The following is a 15,200-nucleotide window of genomic DNA, read 5'->3' on the forward strand; positions in this document are numbered from 1 at the left end:
GAGTGTGGGAGCGACGCCGGCGGAGAGGGACGGCCGCTCCGGCGCGCCACGCACGCTTAACCGGCCGGCGGCCCTCCGTGGGGCCATGGAACACGTCACGCTCGACGTGGCCGACGGCGTCGCGACGGTCACGCTCGACCACCCGGAGATGCGCAACGCGCTGACCAGCGGCGTCGCGACGGACCTCATCGCGGCGATGGACGAGATACCCGACGAGGCCCGCTGCGTCGTCCTCGCCGGCAACGGCCCCACCTTCTGCGCCGGCGGCGACATCGACGCCATGGTCGACGGGCTGGAGGGCGAGGCGCCCGCCCACGAGCGGGTCGAACGCATCGTCGAGGAGACCGCGGGCGCGGTGCGGGCGGTCGCGACCTGCGACCGCCCCACCGTCGCGAAGATCCACGGCCCCGCCTACGGGGCCGGCGGCGCGCTCGCGGTCGCCTGCGACGTGCTACTGGCCAGCGAGTCGGCGTCGATCAGTTTCGGCTTCCGCCAGGTCGGGCTCAACGTCGACTCCGGCGCGTCGCACCTGCTCCCGCGGATCGTCGGGGAGAACGTCGCGAAGGAACTGCTGTTCACCGGCGAACTCATCGACGCCGACCGCGCGAAGGAGGTGGGGCTGTTCAACCACGTCTACGCCGACGAGGCGTTCGAGGGCCGCGTCGCCGGGATGGTCGACCGGATCGCCTCCGGCCCGACGGTCGCGCTGAAGCAGTCGAAGCGGCTCGTCGAGCAGGGGACCACGAGTTCGCTCGACGAGGCCATCGAGAACGAGGCCGCCGCCCAGATCGTCTCCGCCTCGGCCGACGACCACGAGGAGGGGGTCCGCGCGTTCGTCGAGAGCCGAGAACCCGAGTTCGAGGGGGAGTGACCGCGGGGAGACCGGGCGGCGCGTCGGCGTGTCGGCGCGTCGGCGTATCGGGCCTCAGTCGTCGGCGGGACAGCCCGGACCATCGCCGTCGATCCGGCAGTCGCTGGCCGGGCGGTCGTCGGCCGGGTCGCTCCCGCCGTCGGTCGCGTAGGCGTCGTCGAGCGAGCGGAGGCTCTCGGAGGCCAGCAGGCGACCGGGGAGAGTCTCGCGGAGCCCGGGCCGGGCGAACGACTCGCTGCCGATGATGGCGAAGCCGGCGAAGACGACGAGGAAGCCGGCGACGGCGAGCCCCGAGATCGTCTCGCCCAGCAGCGCCCACCCGCCGAGCGTCGCCACGAGCGGGACGACGTAGAACGCGAGGTTCGCGCGGATGGCGCCCACCTCGTCGATGAGCCCGAAGTACGCGATGTAGGCGACGGCGCCGGCCAGGAGGGCGACGTAGGCGAGCGCGAGGAGCGCCCCCGGCGTCCACGTGATCGCCGCGGGCGACTCGCCGGCAGCCAGGCTCAGGCCGTGGGTGACCACGGCCGCCAGCGGGAGGCCCCACGCGGTGCGGACGGTGCTGGACAGGTCGGCGTCGGCCCGGCGGATCAGCACCGACCCGAGCGCGCCGCAGACCGCGCTGACGAGCATGATCCCCTCGCCGAGCAGGCCGCCGGCGCCGAACGCTGACGGGTCGGGGTTGGCCACGAGCGCGACGCCGACCAGTCCCACGGCCATCCCGACGGCGCCGCGGGCCGAGAGCCGCTCGTCTGCGAGCAGGACCGCGGCGAGCACCGGCGTCAGGATGGGGTTGAGGCTCGCGATGATGGCGGCGACGCCGCTGGTGACGTACTGCTGGCCGACGAACAGCAGGGCGTTCGTCAGCCCGATGGCGAACAGGCCGGTCGCGACGATCCCGCCCAGGTCGCCCCGCGTCCGCGGGATCAGGTCGGCGCGCGAGTGGGTCAGCAACACGTACGCTATCAGTGCGACGGCCGCGATATCGAACCGGAGCGCGACGAACAGCAGCGGCGGAAAGAACTCCAGGCCGCCCTTCGCGGCGACGAAGGTGCCGCCGAACAGCAGGCTCGTCGCGAGGAACGCCGCGACGGTGCGGCGGCCGATCACGGCGACACCTCCGCGGGCGTCGACTCCAGAGAGATGGCGTGAGAGATCATCGTGGAATATCGTACGGATCGGAGCCTTATAGTCCCGTTCAGAAATCCTTGAGCGGCGAGCAAGCGCGGCGATGGGCGCCGCGATTGCACGGTGTGAAATATTTTCTCGCCGTGAAGATGACGCGACAGCGGCGTATCGCGCTGGTCGGACGGCCCCGAAAACGGTTTACCCCGACGCGCGCCACTCCCGGTATGGACGCGGCGCTCGACGACGTGGAGTTCCTCGCGCTCTCGGCCAACCGGGTGGCCGTCCTGCGGGCGCTCGCCGAGGGGTCGCGGAGCCGGTCGGACCTGGCCGCCGAGACCGGCGCCTCGCAGGCGACGCTCGGGCGGATCCTGAGCGATTTCGAGGACCGCTCGTGGGTCCGGCGGGCCGAGGGCGCCTACGAGGCGACGGCGACGGGGCGACTCGTCGCCGACGCGTTCTCGGACCTTCTGGAGGCGCTCGAACTCGAACGGGACCTGCGGGACATCGTCGCGTACCTGCCGACCGAGGAACTCGGGTTCGACCTCGCCCGCCTGACCGACGCGACGATCACCGTTCCGACGGGGACCCGGCCGAACGCACCGGTCCAGCGGCTGCTCGACCTGCAGCGCGACGCGGCGGACGTGCGGGCCTTCTCCCACGCGTTCAACGAGCAGACGCTCTCGCTGACGGCCGAGCGGGCGGCCGCGGGCGACGTGCGGTTCCGCGGCGTCTTCTCCCCCGAGGCCGTCGAGGCGCTGACCGACGACGCCGCCCTCCGCCGGCACCTCCTGACGCTCGTCGACGCGGACGACGCCGCGGTCAGGGTCCGGTCGGCCGGCGTCCCGGTCGCCGGGACCGTCGCGGACGGCCGCGTCCACCTGCTGGTCCGCGACGACAGCGGCGTCCTCCGGGCCTCGATCGACACCGACGACGACACCGTCCGCGAGTGGGCCGACGACGCCTTCGAGCGCTACTGGGCGGCGGCGACGCCGCTCGACCGCGACGACGTGATCGCCTCGGAGTGAGCGTCCCTCCGGAGTGAGACCGCCGACGGCGGACCCGCCGGGCGCTCCGGTCTCCCGCACCCCGGTACCGCGTTCGCCAGGCTTTTGATTTAGACGGACCTAATTCGTGGATATGACGCGTCACGTGCGGTCCATTCGGCGGAGCGGCGCCGCCGGGTCGGCGGTCGGGCCGGGGGTGGATACGCCGTGAGCGATTTTCTGGCGGTGATGTTCGCGGCGATGGTCGCGCAGCTGGTCGTCCTGCCCGGCGAGAAGGTACAGTTCATCATCGCGGGGCTGGCGACGCGGTTCCGCCCGCTGACGGTCGTCGGCGCGGCGGGACTGGCGTTCGCCGGCTGGACGGCGCTGGAGATCTGGTTCGGCCAGGCGCTGAAGGGGGCGTTGCCGCCGGTGTATCTCGACGCGATCTCGGGCGTGCTCTTCCTGCTGTTCGGCGTGTTCCTCCTCCGGTCGATCCCCGAGGGCGGACGGGTCCCGCCAGGCAGCGACGGCGACCCGTCCGCCGAGGAGGTCGCGGCGGCCGAGACCGACGGCGGGTACGCGGGCGTCGGCGGGAGCGGCGACCTCGACGTGTCGGTGCTGGGGTGGGACGTGCCGAACCGCTTCGGGAGCTTCCTGCCGATCTTCGCCCTGATGGCGGTCGGCGAGTTCGGCGACAAGACCCAGCTGGTCACCATCAGCCTCGCCGTCCAGTACGGCGCCCACCCGGGAATCTGGGTGGGGGAGATGCTCGTCATCATCCCCATCAGCCTCGCCAACGCCTACTTCTTCAGCACGTTCTCGGGCCGGTTCGACGCCGTGAAGGCGCACCTGTTCGGCGCGAGCGTGTTCTTCTTCTTCGGCCTCGACACCTTCCTCGCCATCTTCACGGACTTCTCGGTCTGGGAGACGGTCGTCGGGGCCGTCGCCGGCGCGCTCCAGTCGGTCGTCGGTGCGGTGGCCGCTGCCGTGCCGGCACTGGCGACGCTGGGCTGAGTCGGACGGCCCGTCGCCCGTTCGCCCCCCAGTCGCTCACCGATCGCCACCCACAAGCGGATCCGACCGATACCGACTGTCGATGAGTGACGCCGACGCGGAGGCCGACGGGGAGACGGGGGCGGACGCGCCGGCAGACGCGTTCCTGCCCGAGGACGCCCACGCCGTCCGCGACGCGCTGGTGGCGTGGTACGAGGCCGACCACCGCGAGTTCCCCTGGCGCCGCACCGACGACCCCTACGAGATCCTCGTCTCGGAGGTGATGAGCCAGCAGACCCAGCTCTCCCGGGTCGTCACCGCCTGGGAGGCCTTCCTGGAGCGGTGGCCGACGACCGCCGACCTCGCGGCCGCCGACCGCGCGGACGTGGTCGGGTTCTGGAGCGACCACAGCCTCGGCTACAACAACCGCGCGAAGTACCTCCACGAGGCCGCCGGCCAGGTCGAATCGGAGTACGGTGGCGAGTTTCCCGAGTCGCCCGACGAGCTCTCCGAGCTGATGGGCGTCGGCCCCTACACCGCCAACGCCGTCGCGAGCTTCGCCTTCAACAACGGCGACGCCGTCGTCGACACGAACGTCAAGCGCGTCCTCTACCGCGCGTTCGACGTGCCGGACGACGACGCGGCCTTCGAGCGGGTCGCCGCGGAGCTGATGCCAGAGGGGGAGTCCCGCGTCTGGAACAACGCGATCATGGAACTCGGCGGGGTGGCCTGCGAGAAGTCGCCCGCCTGTGACGAGGCCGGGTGTCCCTGGCGCGAGTGGTGTCACGCGTACCAGACCGGCGACTTCACCGCGCCCGACGTTCCAACTCAGCCCGACTTCGAGGGAAGCCGTCGGCAGTTCCGCGGACGGATCGTTCGACTCCTGGGCGAACACGACGAGATGGATCTGGACACGCTTGGTCATCGGATCCGAGTTGATTACACCCCTGATGGGGAACACGGACGAGAGTGGCTGCGAGGTCTCCTTTCGGACCTCGCCGACGACGGTCTCGTCCAGGTCGAGGAAGGAGACGATCAGATAACTGCTCGCCTCCAGTAATCTGATTCAGGTCCGCTGAACGGCTCACAGACGAGAAGGCCGATTTTATTTCACACTCTATTTTGAGTCTATGTATTCTGAGCGTCCATCGAGGCGACTTTCGCCAAACCAGATCTCAACGGGTACCTTTATTCCCGTTCGGATTTAGATTCTATGTACGCTGAGCGGCTATGGGGCCCACAAACGAAGAAGAGAATCGAAGAAAGAGCCTGTCGACACGTGAGTCGCAGGCACTCTCACGGCTCGCAGGCGAGGGCCAACAGATCATCACCATCGGTGACATCGCGGATGTTATGGACATCCCCCGGAAGTCGGCCAAGGACATGGCGTATTCGCTCAAGGAGAAGAGTTGGCTCGAGCGGATCGCGCACGGGAAATATCTCATCCTGCCGCTCGCTGCGGGTGAGAACGCGGTGTATACCGAACACGAGTTCGTGATCGCGTCCGCACTCGTCGAGCCGATGTACATCGGGTACTGGAGTGCGATGAACCATCACGGGCTTACAGAGCAGCTGCCCCGTACTGTGTACATCGTGACGACAGACCGCGCCCAAGAACGCGAGATCCACGGGGTTACCTATCGACCGGTGACAGTTACCGAGCAGAAGTTCTTCGGGTACCAACCGACTGCGGTCGGGTCTACCCAAGTGAATATTTCGAGTATCGAGAAAACGCTGGTCGATTGCGCTGACCATCCGGAGTTCTGTGGCGGCATCGACGAGCTCGCAAAGGCGATGCAGAACGCGGCAGGAACGCGATGCTCTTGGGAGCGGGTCGTCGAGTATCTGCGGCGAGTGGGGAACGGTGCCGCGACGAAACGAATCGTCTACCTCGCCGACCAGTTGGACATCGACCTTCCGGAGTACGACGAGCTCGTTGCGGACTTCACGACTGGATACCCGTTGCTCGATCCGACGAGAGAAGCGAAGGGGACCCGCGACAGCACGTACCAACTCCGCCTGAACGCCGGCCCCGAGTCGTTCCAGCCGGAGGAATTCTCGTAATGATTTCCGAAGCGCACCTCCGACGGCTGGCCAGAGAGCTGGATGTTCGCCTCGGTTACGCGGAGAAGAACTACGTCAATTCGTGGATCCTCTGGGCGATCTACACGAGCCAGTACGGTGATAACCTGCTGTTCAAGGGCGGCACTGCACTCAGTAAGTTGTACTTCCCGGAGACGTGGCGCTATTCGGAGGATCTCGATTTCGGTGTCGAGGGAGAGTACCGAGGGAGCGAAGCGGAGTTGCGGGACGTATTGGAAGACGCTTCCAGAGCCTCCGGCATCGACTTCGAGGTGACCAAACACCGCGAGCTACAGAAAGAAGCGTATCCGACACACTACGTCGATATCGATATCCAGTACAACGCTGTGCTCGGTCACAAGAACACAACGAGTCTGGCTGTGATGATCGACGAATACGTGGCGTTCGATTCGGTAAGCCATCACCACAGCTACGCGGATGTCCCCGAATTCGAGTTGACCGCGTACAGCGTGGAGGAGATTTTTGCTGAGAAGTTGCGAGCGCTCTATCAGCGATCTCAGGCGCGTGACTACTACGATCTCTATTGGATGATTACCGAGGCTGACGTTGATGACGCAGTTATTCGTCCGGCATTCACGCGAAAGTGTGGACACGACGGTCTGGACATCGACCTCGGAGATGGACTTCCCGGGGAGAAACGGGACGAAATCCGCGACGGCTGGCAGAATACCCTCCCCGACCTGGTTGCGGATCTTCCCGAGTTCGACGCGGTCTATGACACGCTCGAAGACTACGTCAGCTCGATAGTAGACGAATCGTAGCCTGGGGAATACCTCTCCGGAGACGGATGGCTGCGTCTTCTCCGGATCTATGGTATATCTCGCCAACTATCGGGCGTTCGACGTTCCGGACGACGACGGGCTGGTGGCCTTCGACCGCGGGGCGGGCGTCGCCAGCCTGGCGCGGTGAGCGGCTCCGTCCGCCGGAGTGACTGCCGAAGTGACTTTCCACTGGTTTGAAACCATCGGCGGTCCAAGCGCGGACGATGCCCTCCGCAGCCGCCGACCGCAGGCAGCGGTTCCAGCGCCCGCAGGCCCGCGGTTCGACGCTTCCGACGGCTCGCCCGACGACCTCCGGACGACCCCCGGAGGTCAGCCGTGTCCGGCCGACGGAGGTGCGAGCGTGAGCGCGACTGTCTCGCTGTTCGGGCTGGCGTTCTCGGCCGGGATGGCGACGTTCTTCGCGCCCTGCGCGTTCCCGCTGGTTCCCGGCTACCTCTCGTACTACCTCGGGACGAGCGCCGACACCGCGGCCGACGGCGGGACGGCGCCGCTCGGAGCGACCGTCGGGCGGCGACTCGGGCGACTCCACCCGGGCGCGGCGGCCGTCGCCCGTGGCGTCGGGATCGGCCTGGTCGTCAGCGCGGGGATGTTCCTCGTCTACGGCGTCATCGCCGGGGTCGTGATGGCCGTCGGCGCCCGTGCGGTGTCGGACATCGGCGTGATGGAACTGGTCGTTGGGGCGGCGTTCGTCGTCGTCGGGGTCGCGATGGCGGCGGGGTGGAAGCCGACGGGCCAGCTGGTCAGGCTCCCCGAGCGCCGCCGCAGCGTCGGCGGCTTCTTCGCGTTCGGCCTGCTGTACGCCGCGGCGGCCGCCGGCTGCACGGCGCCGCTGTTCGTCGCGGTCCTCCTGCGGGCGGCCGCCGCCGGGCCGGGCAGAGGCGTCGGCGTGGCCGTCGCCTACGCCGGCGGGATGGCCGTCGTGATGGTCGCGGTGACCGTCACGGTCGCGCTGACCGGGACGGCGCTCGTCGGCCGGCTCTCGCGACACACCGGACGGATCTACCGCGTCGCGGGCGCCCTCCTGGCGCTGTCCGGGGCCGCGGAGATCTACTACTACCGCTACGGGTTCCCGCCGTGGGTCCCCGAGTTCACGTCGCTGGTCCCACTCTGACCGACCGCACGGTCATCCGCGACTCCCCGCCCACCGAAAATAACAACTGTCTAACCCGTCTGCGATCGGGTACGATGCCCTCCGACCGACCGTCGCGGCGACGCTTCCTCCGGACAGCCGGCGGGGCCGCCGCGCTCGCGCTCGCCGGGTGCTCCGGCGGGAACGACGGGACGACCGACCAGCCAGCGACCGACGCGCCGGGAGCGACCGGGACCGCCGGACCGGACGGTAACGCGGCGAGTACGTCGCGATCGGCGAACCGGAACCCGCTCGCGCTGCCGACGGTGGCACCCGAGTCGACGGACGGCGAGGTCGGCCTGCGGCCCGAGGGGGAACTGTCGTTCGTGAACTTCTTCGCGACGTGGTGCGAGCCCTGCAAGAAGGAGATGCCGGACCTGCGGGAGGTCCGCGCGGAGTTCGACGCCGACCGCGTCCACATGGTCTCGGTGACGCCGGAGGCCGACGAGGCCGCGATCCGGCAGTTCTGGGAGACCTACGAGGGGACCTGGCCGGTCGCGATGGACGCCGACCTCCGGGCGACGAGCCGGTGGGGCGTCTCCTCGTACCCGACGAACAAACTGTTCGACGCCGAGGGGAACGAACTCGGCTACACCGGCCTGCGTCACTACGAGGACATCGCGCCGGCCATCGAGAGCGAACTCGACGGGGACTGACATGGCCGGGACGCGACAGCGGATCGGGGTCCACGCGCGAGCCGTCGCGGTCGTCTGCGTGACCGCGCTCGTCGTCCTGTCGGGCTGTGCCGGCCTGAGCGGCGGCGGTGCGACACCCACCGCGACGGATGACGGGCCGGCTGGACCGACCGGTTCGACACCGTCGCCGAACGGGGCACCCGAGTCCGGGTCGGGGACCGCAACGGGTGCGCAACTCGCGCCCGGACTGACGGCCGACGGCCTCGCCGCCCCGGTCGAACTGGTCAACGCCCACACCGAAGTCCTGCGGTCCGACCCGTTCACCGTCCGGTACGAGCTCCGCCGGAGCGGCGACGGCTACGACGTGACCCAGACGCTCTCCGGCGAGGCCGACCTGAACGGGACCGTCCGCGCTCGCGCGGTTCAGCGGGTGAGCACCACCGGCTCGGCGCCCTCGCGCTACGAGAACAGGTCCGGCCGGACGGCCATCTGGCGCGACGGCGGTACCGTCTTCCACCGCGCGGTCGAGAACGGCAGCGCGACCTACGACCGGCTCCTGGCCATGAACGCGTCGCTCAGTCCCAACCTCCTGACCCAGCGCCGGGACCTCGCGGACTACCTGTCGAACCTCGACGACCAGACCGTGACGGAGGTGACCCGCGACGGGGGGACGTACTACCGAGTCGAGGGGTCGTTCCAGGAGCCCTACCGGAACGGAGCGACGAACGTGACCGCCTACGTCGCGCCGAGCGGGCTGGTCGCCGAACTGGTCGTCGAGGAGGCCGGCGCTGAGCGGATCGGCCCGTCGGTGCTGCGCGTCACCTACGACGACCTCGGCGAGACGACCGTCGAGCGGCCCGGGTGGGTCGAGACGGCCGAGTCAGCGACTACCGAGACCGGCTGAGGCGCTCGACCTGTCTCGGACGTGTGCGGTGTGGATCGGACGTGCGCGGTGTGGATCGGACGGGCGCGGTGTGGGCCGACGTGCGTCGGTCCCGCGGCCGAGAGGGCCAGATTGTTACCCCAGGCCGACGAACCGGCCGTCGATGGTCGGACCCCTCGGCGCGGTCGCGCTGGCGGCGGTCGCGACGGTCGTCATCTGGAAGGGCAGCGGGCTGTTCGAGCGGGCCGCCGAGCGGCTCAGCAGGTACTACGGCCTGCCGGTGGCCGTCCACGGCGCGGTCGTCGTCGCCGTCGGGTCGAGCTTCCCGGAGATCAGCTCCATCGTCATCAGCACGGTCGTCCACGGCGAGTTCTCGCTGGGCGTCGGCGCCATCGTCGGCAGCGCCATCTTCAACCTCCTCGTGATCCCCGCCGTCTCGGCGCTGGCCAGCGAGGAGCTGACCTCGACCCGGGACATCGTCCACAAGGACGCCCAGTTCTACGTCATCAGCATCCTCGTCCTGTTCATCGTCTTCGCGCTCGGGGCGACCTACGTCCCCGGCGGGACGAACCGCGAGGCGGTGCTGACGCCGGCGCTGGTCGTCGTCCCGCTGGCCACCTACGGCGTCTACGTCTTCCTCCACCAGCAGGACGCCGCCGACCACGTCGCCGACCCCGCCGACAGCGTCGACTCGCGCCGGGAGTGGGGGACGCTGGCCGTCTCGCTCGTGGTGATCGCCGTCGGCGTCGAGGGCATCGTCCGCGCGGCGCTCGCGCTGGGCGCGGCCTTCGAGACGCCGACCTTCTTCTGGGGGCTGACGGTCATCGCCGCGGGGACGAGCCTGCCGGACACGTTCGTCAGCGTCAACGCCGCCCGCGACGACGACGACGTCACCAGCCTCGCGAACGTCCTCGGGAGCAACACCTTCAACCTCCTCGTCGCCATCCCCGTCGGCGTCCTGCTCGCCGGGGAGGCGACCATCGACTTCCTGGCGGCCATCCCGACGATGGGCTTTCTCGCCCTCGCGACGCTCGTGTTCATCGTCTTCACCCGCACCGGCCTGGAGATCACCGACCGCGAGGCCTACGTCTTCCTCGCGCTGTACGCCGCCTTCCTCGCCTGGATGGGCCTGGAATCCGCCGGCGTCATCGAGACAGTCCGCGGGATCTGAGCCGCCGGCGCCCGAGCCACCGGTACCGGCGGCGACCCCGTCGACCACGACGGTTTTTACCCGTCCCCTCGCAGACCGCCATATGCCGGACCGACCACACGTCGTCGCGGTCTGCGGCAGCCTCCGCGACGACAGTTACACGCGCAAGGCGCTCCGAATCGCGCTCGACGAGGCCGAGAACCGGGGCGCGAGCGTCGACCTGATCGACCTCCGCGAACTGGACCTGCCGGTGTTCGACGCGGACGACGACGACGCCGGCGACGCCCCGGAACTGCGCGAGCGGGTCGGGCGAGCGGATTCGGTCGTACTCGGGACGCCGGTCTACCACGGGTCGTACTCCTCGGCGCTCAAGACCGCACTCGACTACTGCGGGTTCGACGAGTTCGAGCACGCGACCGTCGGGCTGCTGTGTGTCGCCGGCGGATCCTTCCCGATCACCTCGCTGGACCACCTGCGCTCGGTCGCCCGCTCGCTCAACGCCTGGGTGGTGCCCCACCAGGTCGCGCTCCCGAAAGTCCGGACGAAGTTCGACGGTTCCGACCTGCGCGAGGAGGGCGACGCCGAGCGCGTGCGGACGCTGGGCCAGCGGGTCGTCGAGTACGCGGACATCGAGCCGGACCCGCCCTGCCCCGAGAGCGTGGAGAACGTCGGCGCGAGCGACTGAGCGCCGCCGTCGCGACCCGACAGTATCAGCCCCGGCAACCAGGCCGATACATGTAAACGAGCGGGGGACACACGGCTGGACAATGAGCGACGGCGCGACGGTCCTGTGGGTCGACGAGCGGTCGGCGACCGGGGGAACCGGCGCGACCGAGGGCGACGGACCCGAACGGCTCGAACGGGCCGGCTACGCCGTCGCCCGGTCGACGCCCGACTCGGTCGCCGACGCGCTCGCCGCCGACCGGCCGGAGTGCGCGGTCTGTGACACCGGCGCGCTCTCGGCGGCCGAAGCGGTCGAGGCCGTCGAGGCGGTCGAGGAGAGCGCGCACGCCCCGCCGGTCGTCGTGTTCGCACGCGACGGGGGCGAGTCGCTCGCCCATCGAACCGTCGCCGCCGGCGCCGACGAGTACGTGCCCGCGTCGTCGGACCGCGTGCTCGTCGACGCCGTCGACCGCGCGGTCGACCGCGGTCGGGCGAGCGAGCGCGGCCGGGGAGCGAAGCGGCGGCTCGACGCGCTGTTCGCCGACACGCCGGATCCGGTCATCGAGTACGCGTTCGTCGACGGGCGGCCGATCGTCGAGTCGGTCAACCGGGCGTTCGTCGAGACGTTCGGCTACGACCGCGCGGTCGCCGTCGGCGAACCGCTCAACGACCTGGTCGTCCCCGAGGGCAAGCGCGACGAGGCGGCGTCGCTCGACGAGCGCGTCCACGCGGGCGAGCGCCTCCACGTCCAGATAGAGCGCGAGACCACCGACGGGAGCCGGGAGTTCCTCTTCCGGAACATCCCCGTCGAGTCCGGCGAGCGGGCGGCAGGCTACGCCGTCTACGTCGACATCACCGACCAGAAGGAGCGCGAGCGCCGGCTCCGCGAGCAGAACGAGCGACTCGACGAGTTCGCCAGCGTCATCGGCCACGACCTGCGCAACCCGATGGGCGCCGTGAAACACCGCATCGAGATGGCCCGCCGGACCGGCGACGACCGCCACCTCGACGACGCGCTGTCGGCGCTCGACCGCATGGACGAACTGCTGCGCGACCTCCTCCGGATGGCCCGCCAGGGCGAGAAACTCGGCGAGACCGAGCCCGTCTCGCTCGCGGAGGTCGCCCGCACCGCCTGGGACCACATCGCCACCGGCGAGAGCTCGCTGGTCGTCACCGAGGACGCCACCGTCGTCGCCGACCGCGGCCGGCTGACCCAGTTGCTGGAGAACCTGTTCGTCAACTCCGTCGAGCACGGCTCGACGAGCCCTCGGTCGCACGCTCCCGAGCACGGAGCCGCCGGCGACGAGCCCGGGACCGTCGAGGTCAGGGTCGGCGTCGACGGGGACGGCCGCGTCGTCGTCGAGGACGACGGACGGGGCATCCCCGTCGCGGACCGCGGAGAGGTGTTCGAATCCGGGTTCTCGACGGCCACCGACGGCACCGGCTACGGGCTTGCGATCGTCCGGCAGGTCGCGCGCGCTCACGGCTGGGAGGCCGCGGTGACCGAGAGCGCCGAGGGCGGCGCCCGCTTCGAGTTCCGCGGCGTCGAGTTCGCCGACTGACGCCGCCGTCGGAGCAAACGACACCTTCTTGACGCCGTCGGCGATACCGACAGAGTGCGCGCGGGTAGCCAAGCCAGGAAACGGCGCAGCGCTTAGGACGCTGTTCCGTAGGGATCCGCCGGTTCGAATCCGGTCCCGCGCATACCGTCTCGAACGACAGTGAGAGACGTGTATGCGAAAGCGGATTCGAACCCTGGAAGGAACGCGCAGCGAGCGGGGCGAGCGAGCATTTCTTCCTCCGGTTCGAATCCGGTCCCGCGCACTACGTCGCGCTCGACTGTCGACGGCACGGTTCCGGCGAGCGACCCGCAAGTTGTAGGTAAGTTATAAATAATCGGTGAGCGACAACCCTGGTGAGATGCGCTACACGATCGACAAGCGACCCAGCTACGCGGTGCTGGAGCTGGAGCTGGCGGAGGGTGAGGAGATCGAGACGAAGCCGGGTGCGATGATGACCCAGTCGGCGGGCATCGAGAACGAGACGAGCATCGGCGGCGACGACGGCGTGATGGGGATGGCGAAGCGGGCGATGAGCGACGAGCGGGGGCTGATCGAGAACACCTACTACGCGACCGACGACGACGCCGAGGTGACGCTGGTGCCCGACCACCCGGGCGACATCACGGCGATAAACGTGAGCGAGCGGGGGCCGATCCGCTCGCAATCGGGGTCGCTGCTGGCGTGGGAGCCGCTGGTCGAGCGCTCGACGGAGATGAACAACCGGTCGAACCTCTTCTCGTCGGGTGAGCTGACGGTCCTCGGGATCTCGGGACAGGGGATGGCGTTCGTCTCCTCGTACGGGTCGATGTACGAGCAGCAGGTGACGCCCGGCGAACCGCTGACGGTCGACGAGGACCACCTCGTGGCCTGGAGCGCGGGGCTGTCGATGGACCGGCGCAAGGACGGGAGCATCAAGTCGACGATGCTGGGCGGGGAGGGCTTCGTGACGGAGTTCTCCGGCGAGGGCCACGTCTGGCTGCAGACGCGCAACCCGCTGACGCTGATGAGCGGCGGCACCGAACACGAGGACGACGACGGCGCGGGCGGCCCGAGCGTCGACGACTTCATCTGAGCGACACGACCGGCGCTTGCGGGACTGCAGTACTCCGGATCGCGGTGGCGACGGAGTTAACCCGTCGCCGCCGAACCCGACGGTATGACCGAAAGCGCGGGGAGCGAGTCCGACCGTTCCCCACGGAGGACCGAGCGGTGCGGGTAGTGCTGGCGGTCGGGACGACGAAGACGGCGGCGATCGACGGGATCAGCGCGGCCGGGGCGGACCCCGACGCGATGGTCCACACGCCGAGCGCCGACGCGGAGATCGTCAGCTACGGCGAGCCGATCCGGGCGCCGGTCGTGCCGGTGAGTCCGACGGGGACGCCGACGCCGGCGCTGGTGACCCGGGCCGTGCGGGACCTCGTGGAGTTCGACCTGACCGTCGTCGACGCCGGGCTGGCCGAACCGACGGGCGCGCCGACGGTGACGGTGGGCGCGCGACCCGGCGACGACGTTCGCGAGGAGGACCCGGTCGCGACGGCCCACGGCGCCTTCGAGGCCGCGCGACAGTTCGGGCGGGCGCTGCCCGACGACGCGATTTTCCTGGGCGAGTCGATCCCCGGCGGGACGACGACGGCGCTGGGCGTTCAGGCGGCGCTCGGCGAGCGCGAGGGGTCGGGTGCCGGAGCCGGCGTCTCATCCTCGCTGCCGGAGAACCCGGTCGAGCGCAAGCGCGAGGTCGTCGCCGAGGGGCTGGCGGCGAGCGGACTCGACGAGGGCGCGGCGGCGGGCGAGCCGAAGGTCGCGCTCCGGCGGATGGGCGACCCGGTGCTCGCCGTGGCCGCGGGGACCGCACTGGGCTGTCTGGAGACCGACACGGCCGTGACGCTGGCCGGCGGGACGCAACTGGCGACGGTCGCGGCGCTGTTGCGTCACGCGGGCGTCGAGCAGCGGCTCGAACTGGCGACGACGAGTTTCGTGGCCGCGGACCCGTCGGTCGACCTGGACGCCGTCGCCGACTCGCTGGACCTATCCGTGACGGTCACCGACCCCGGGTTCGACGAGGGCGACCACCCGGCGTTCGACGGGTACCTCGCCGGCGAGGCCAAGGAGGGGGTCGCGATGGGCGGCGCGCTCGCGCTCGCCCGCGCCGCCGGCGTCCCGATGGCCGACGTTCGCGACCGCGTGCTGGCGCGCTACCGGGCGCTCCCGGACCTGTCATAAGGGTTTTATTTCGAGCGTCCGCGGAGAGTCGCGGACCCTCAGCACGGCCGTCACGCATGACGAGCGCGTGACACGGGTCAGACGTGCCGAAACGC

15 protein-coding genes and 1 tRNA gene are annotated in these 15,200 nt (G+C 69.9%); 15 read left to right on the forward strand and 1 reads right to left on the reverse strand.

Annotated elements, in window-relative coordinates; all coding sequences use genetic code 11:
• Positions 1-85 precede the first annotated feature (85 nt).
• Positions 86-871 (forward strand): enoyl-CoA hydratase/isomerase family protein, encoded by a 786-nt coding sequence (locus HZS54_RS23380; RefSeq protein ID WP_179919486.1) that lies wholly within the window; start codon positions 86-88, stop codon positions 869-871.
• Positions 872-925: 54 nt separating this feature from the next.
• Here HZS54_RS23380 and HZS54_RS23385 read toward each other — a convergent pair whose 3' ends face one another.
• Entirely contained in the window at positions 926-1,981 is a 1,056-nt protein-coding gene (locus tag HZS54_RS23385; RefSeq protein WP_179919487.1) for a DMT family transporter, read from the reverse strand.
• A gap of 242 nt (positions 1,982-2,223) precedes the next feature.
• Between HZS54_RS23385 and HZS54_RS23390 the strand changes: the two genes are divergently transcribed.
• The 14 genes from HZS54_RS23390 (at position 2,224) to HZS54_RS23455 (ending at position 15,105) form a co-directional block, all read left to right on the forward strand.
• On the forward strand, positions 2,224-3,024 hold the full coding sequence (locus HZS54_RS23390) for a helix-turn-helix transcriptional regulator (protein WP_179919488.1): 801 nt from the start codon (positions 2,224-2,226) through the stop codon (positions 3,022-3,024).
• Between the two features lie 186 nt (positions 3,025-3,210).
• Positions 3,211-3,999: a TMEM165/GDT1 family protein gene (locus tag HZS54_RS23395; RefSeq protein WP_179919489.1), complete on the forward strand. Its 789-nt coding sequence runs from the start codon at positions 3,211-3,213 to the stop codon at positions 3,997-3,999.
• 82 nt (positions 4,000-4,081) lie between these two features.
• Positions 4,082-5,038, forward strand: coding sequence for an HhH-GPD family protein (locus HZS54_RS23400; protein WP_179919490.1), 957 nt, complete (start codon positions 4,082-4,084; stop codon positions 5,036-5,038).
• Between the two features lie 170 nt (positions 5,039-5,208).
• Positions 5,209-6,042 (forward strand): type IV toxin-antitoxin system AbiEi family antitoxin domain-containing protein, encoded by an 834-nt coding sequence (locus HZS54_RS23405; RefSeq protein WP_179919491.1) that lies wholly within the window; start codon positions 5,209-5,211, stop codon positions 6,040-6,042.
• Positions 6,042-6,842 carry a nucleotidyl transferase AbiEii/AbiGii toxin family protein gene (locus HZS54_RS23410; RefSeq protein WP_179919492.1) on the forward strand — a complete coding sequence of 267 codons (801 nt, stop codon included), beginning with the start codon at positions 6,042-6,044 and terminating at the stop codon, positions 6,840-6,842. The genes HZS54_RS23405 and HZS54_RS23410 overlap by 1 nt, the downstream gene beginning before the upstream one ends.
• 361 nt (positions 6,843-7,203) lie before the next feature.
• A complete protein-coding gene (locus tag HZS54_RS23415; protein WP_179919493.1) occupies positions 7,204-7,974 on the forward strand; it encodes a cytochrome c biogenesis protein CcdA in 771 nt (256 codons plus the stop codon).
• Between the two features lie 74 nt (positions 7,975-8,048).
• Positions 8,049-8,648 carry a TlpA family protein disulfide reductase gene (locus HZS54_RS23420; RefSeq protein ID WP_179919494.1) on the forward strand — a complete coding sequence of 200 codons (600 nt, stop codon included), beginning with the start codon at positions 8,049-8,051 and terminating at the stop codon, positions 8,646-8,648.
• Between the two features lies 1 nt (position 8,649).
• Positions 8,650-9,531, forward strand: coding sequence for a hypothetical protein (locus tag HZS54_RS23425; RefSeq protein WP_179919495.1), 882 nt, complete (start codon positions 8,650-8,652; stop codon positions 9,529-9,531).
• A 142-nt stretch (positions 9,532-9,673) separates the two neighbouring features.
• Positions 9,674-10,681 carry a sodium:calcium antiporter gene (locus HZS54_RS23430; RefSeq protein WP_179919496.1) on the forward strand — a complete coding sequence of 336 codons (1,008 nt, stop codon included), beginning with the start codon at positions 9,674-9,676 and terminating at the stop codon, positions 10,679-10,681.
• 82 nt (positions 10,682-10,763) lie between these two features.
• The gene (locus tag HZS54_RS23435) at positions 10,764-11,345 is read left to right on the forward strand and encodes an NADPH-dependent FMN reductase (protein WP_179919497.1); all 582 of its coding nucleotides are present in this window, start codon (positions 10,764-10,766) and stop codon (positions 11,343-11,345) included.
• 82 nt (positions 11,346-11,427) lie between these two features.
• Positions 11,428-12,885 (forward strand): sensor histidine kinase, encoded by a 1,458-nt coding sequence (locus HZS54_RS23440; RefSeq protein ID WP_179919498.1) that lies wholly within the window; start codon positions 11,428-11,430, stop codon positions 12,883-12,885.
• Positions 12,886-12,943: 58 nt separating this feature from the next.
• Positions 12,944-13,027: transfer RNA gene (locus HZS54_RS23445), tRNA-Leu, on the forward strand.
• Positions 13,028-13,243: 216 nt separating this feature from the next.
• Entirely contained in the window at positions 13,244-13,957 is a 714-nt protein-coding gene (locus HZS54_RS23450; RefSeq protein ID WP_179919499.1) for a TIGR00266 family protein, read from the forward strand.
• Positions 13,958-14,094: 137 nt separating this feature from the next.
• Positions 14,095-15,105 (forward strand): nicotinate-nucleotide--dimethylbenzimidazole phosphoribosyltransferase, encoded by a 1,011-nt coding sequence (locus HZS54_RS23455; protein WP_179919500.1) that lies wholly within the window; start codon positions 14,095-14,097, stop codon positions 15,103-15,105.
• Positions 15,106-15,200 lie beyond the last annotated feature (95 nt).

The sequence above is a fragment of the Halosimplex pelagicum genome, assembly GCF_013415905.1.
Classification (GTDB): Archaea; Halobacteriota; Halobacteria; order Halobacteriales; family Haloarculaceae; genus Halosimplex; species Halosimplex pelagicum.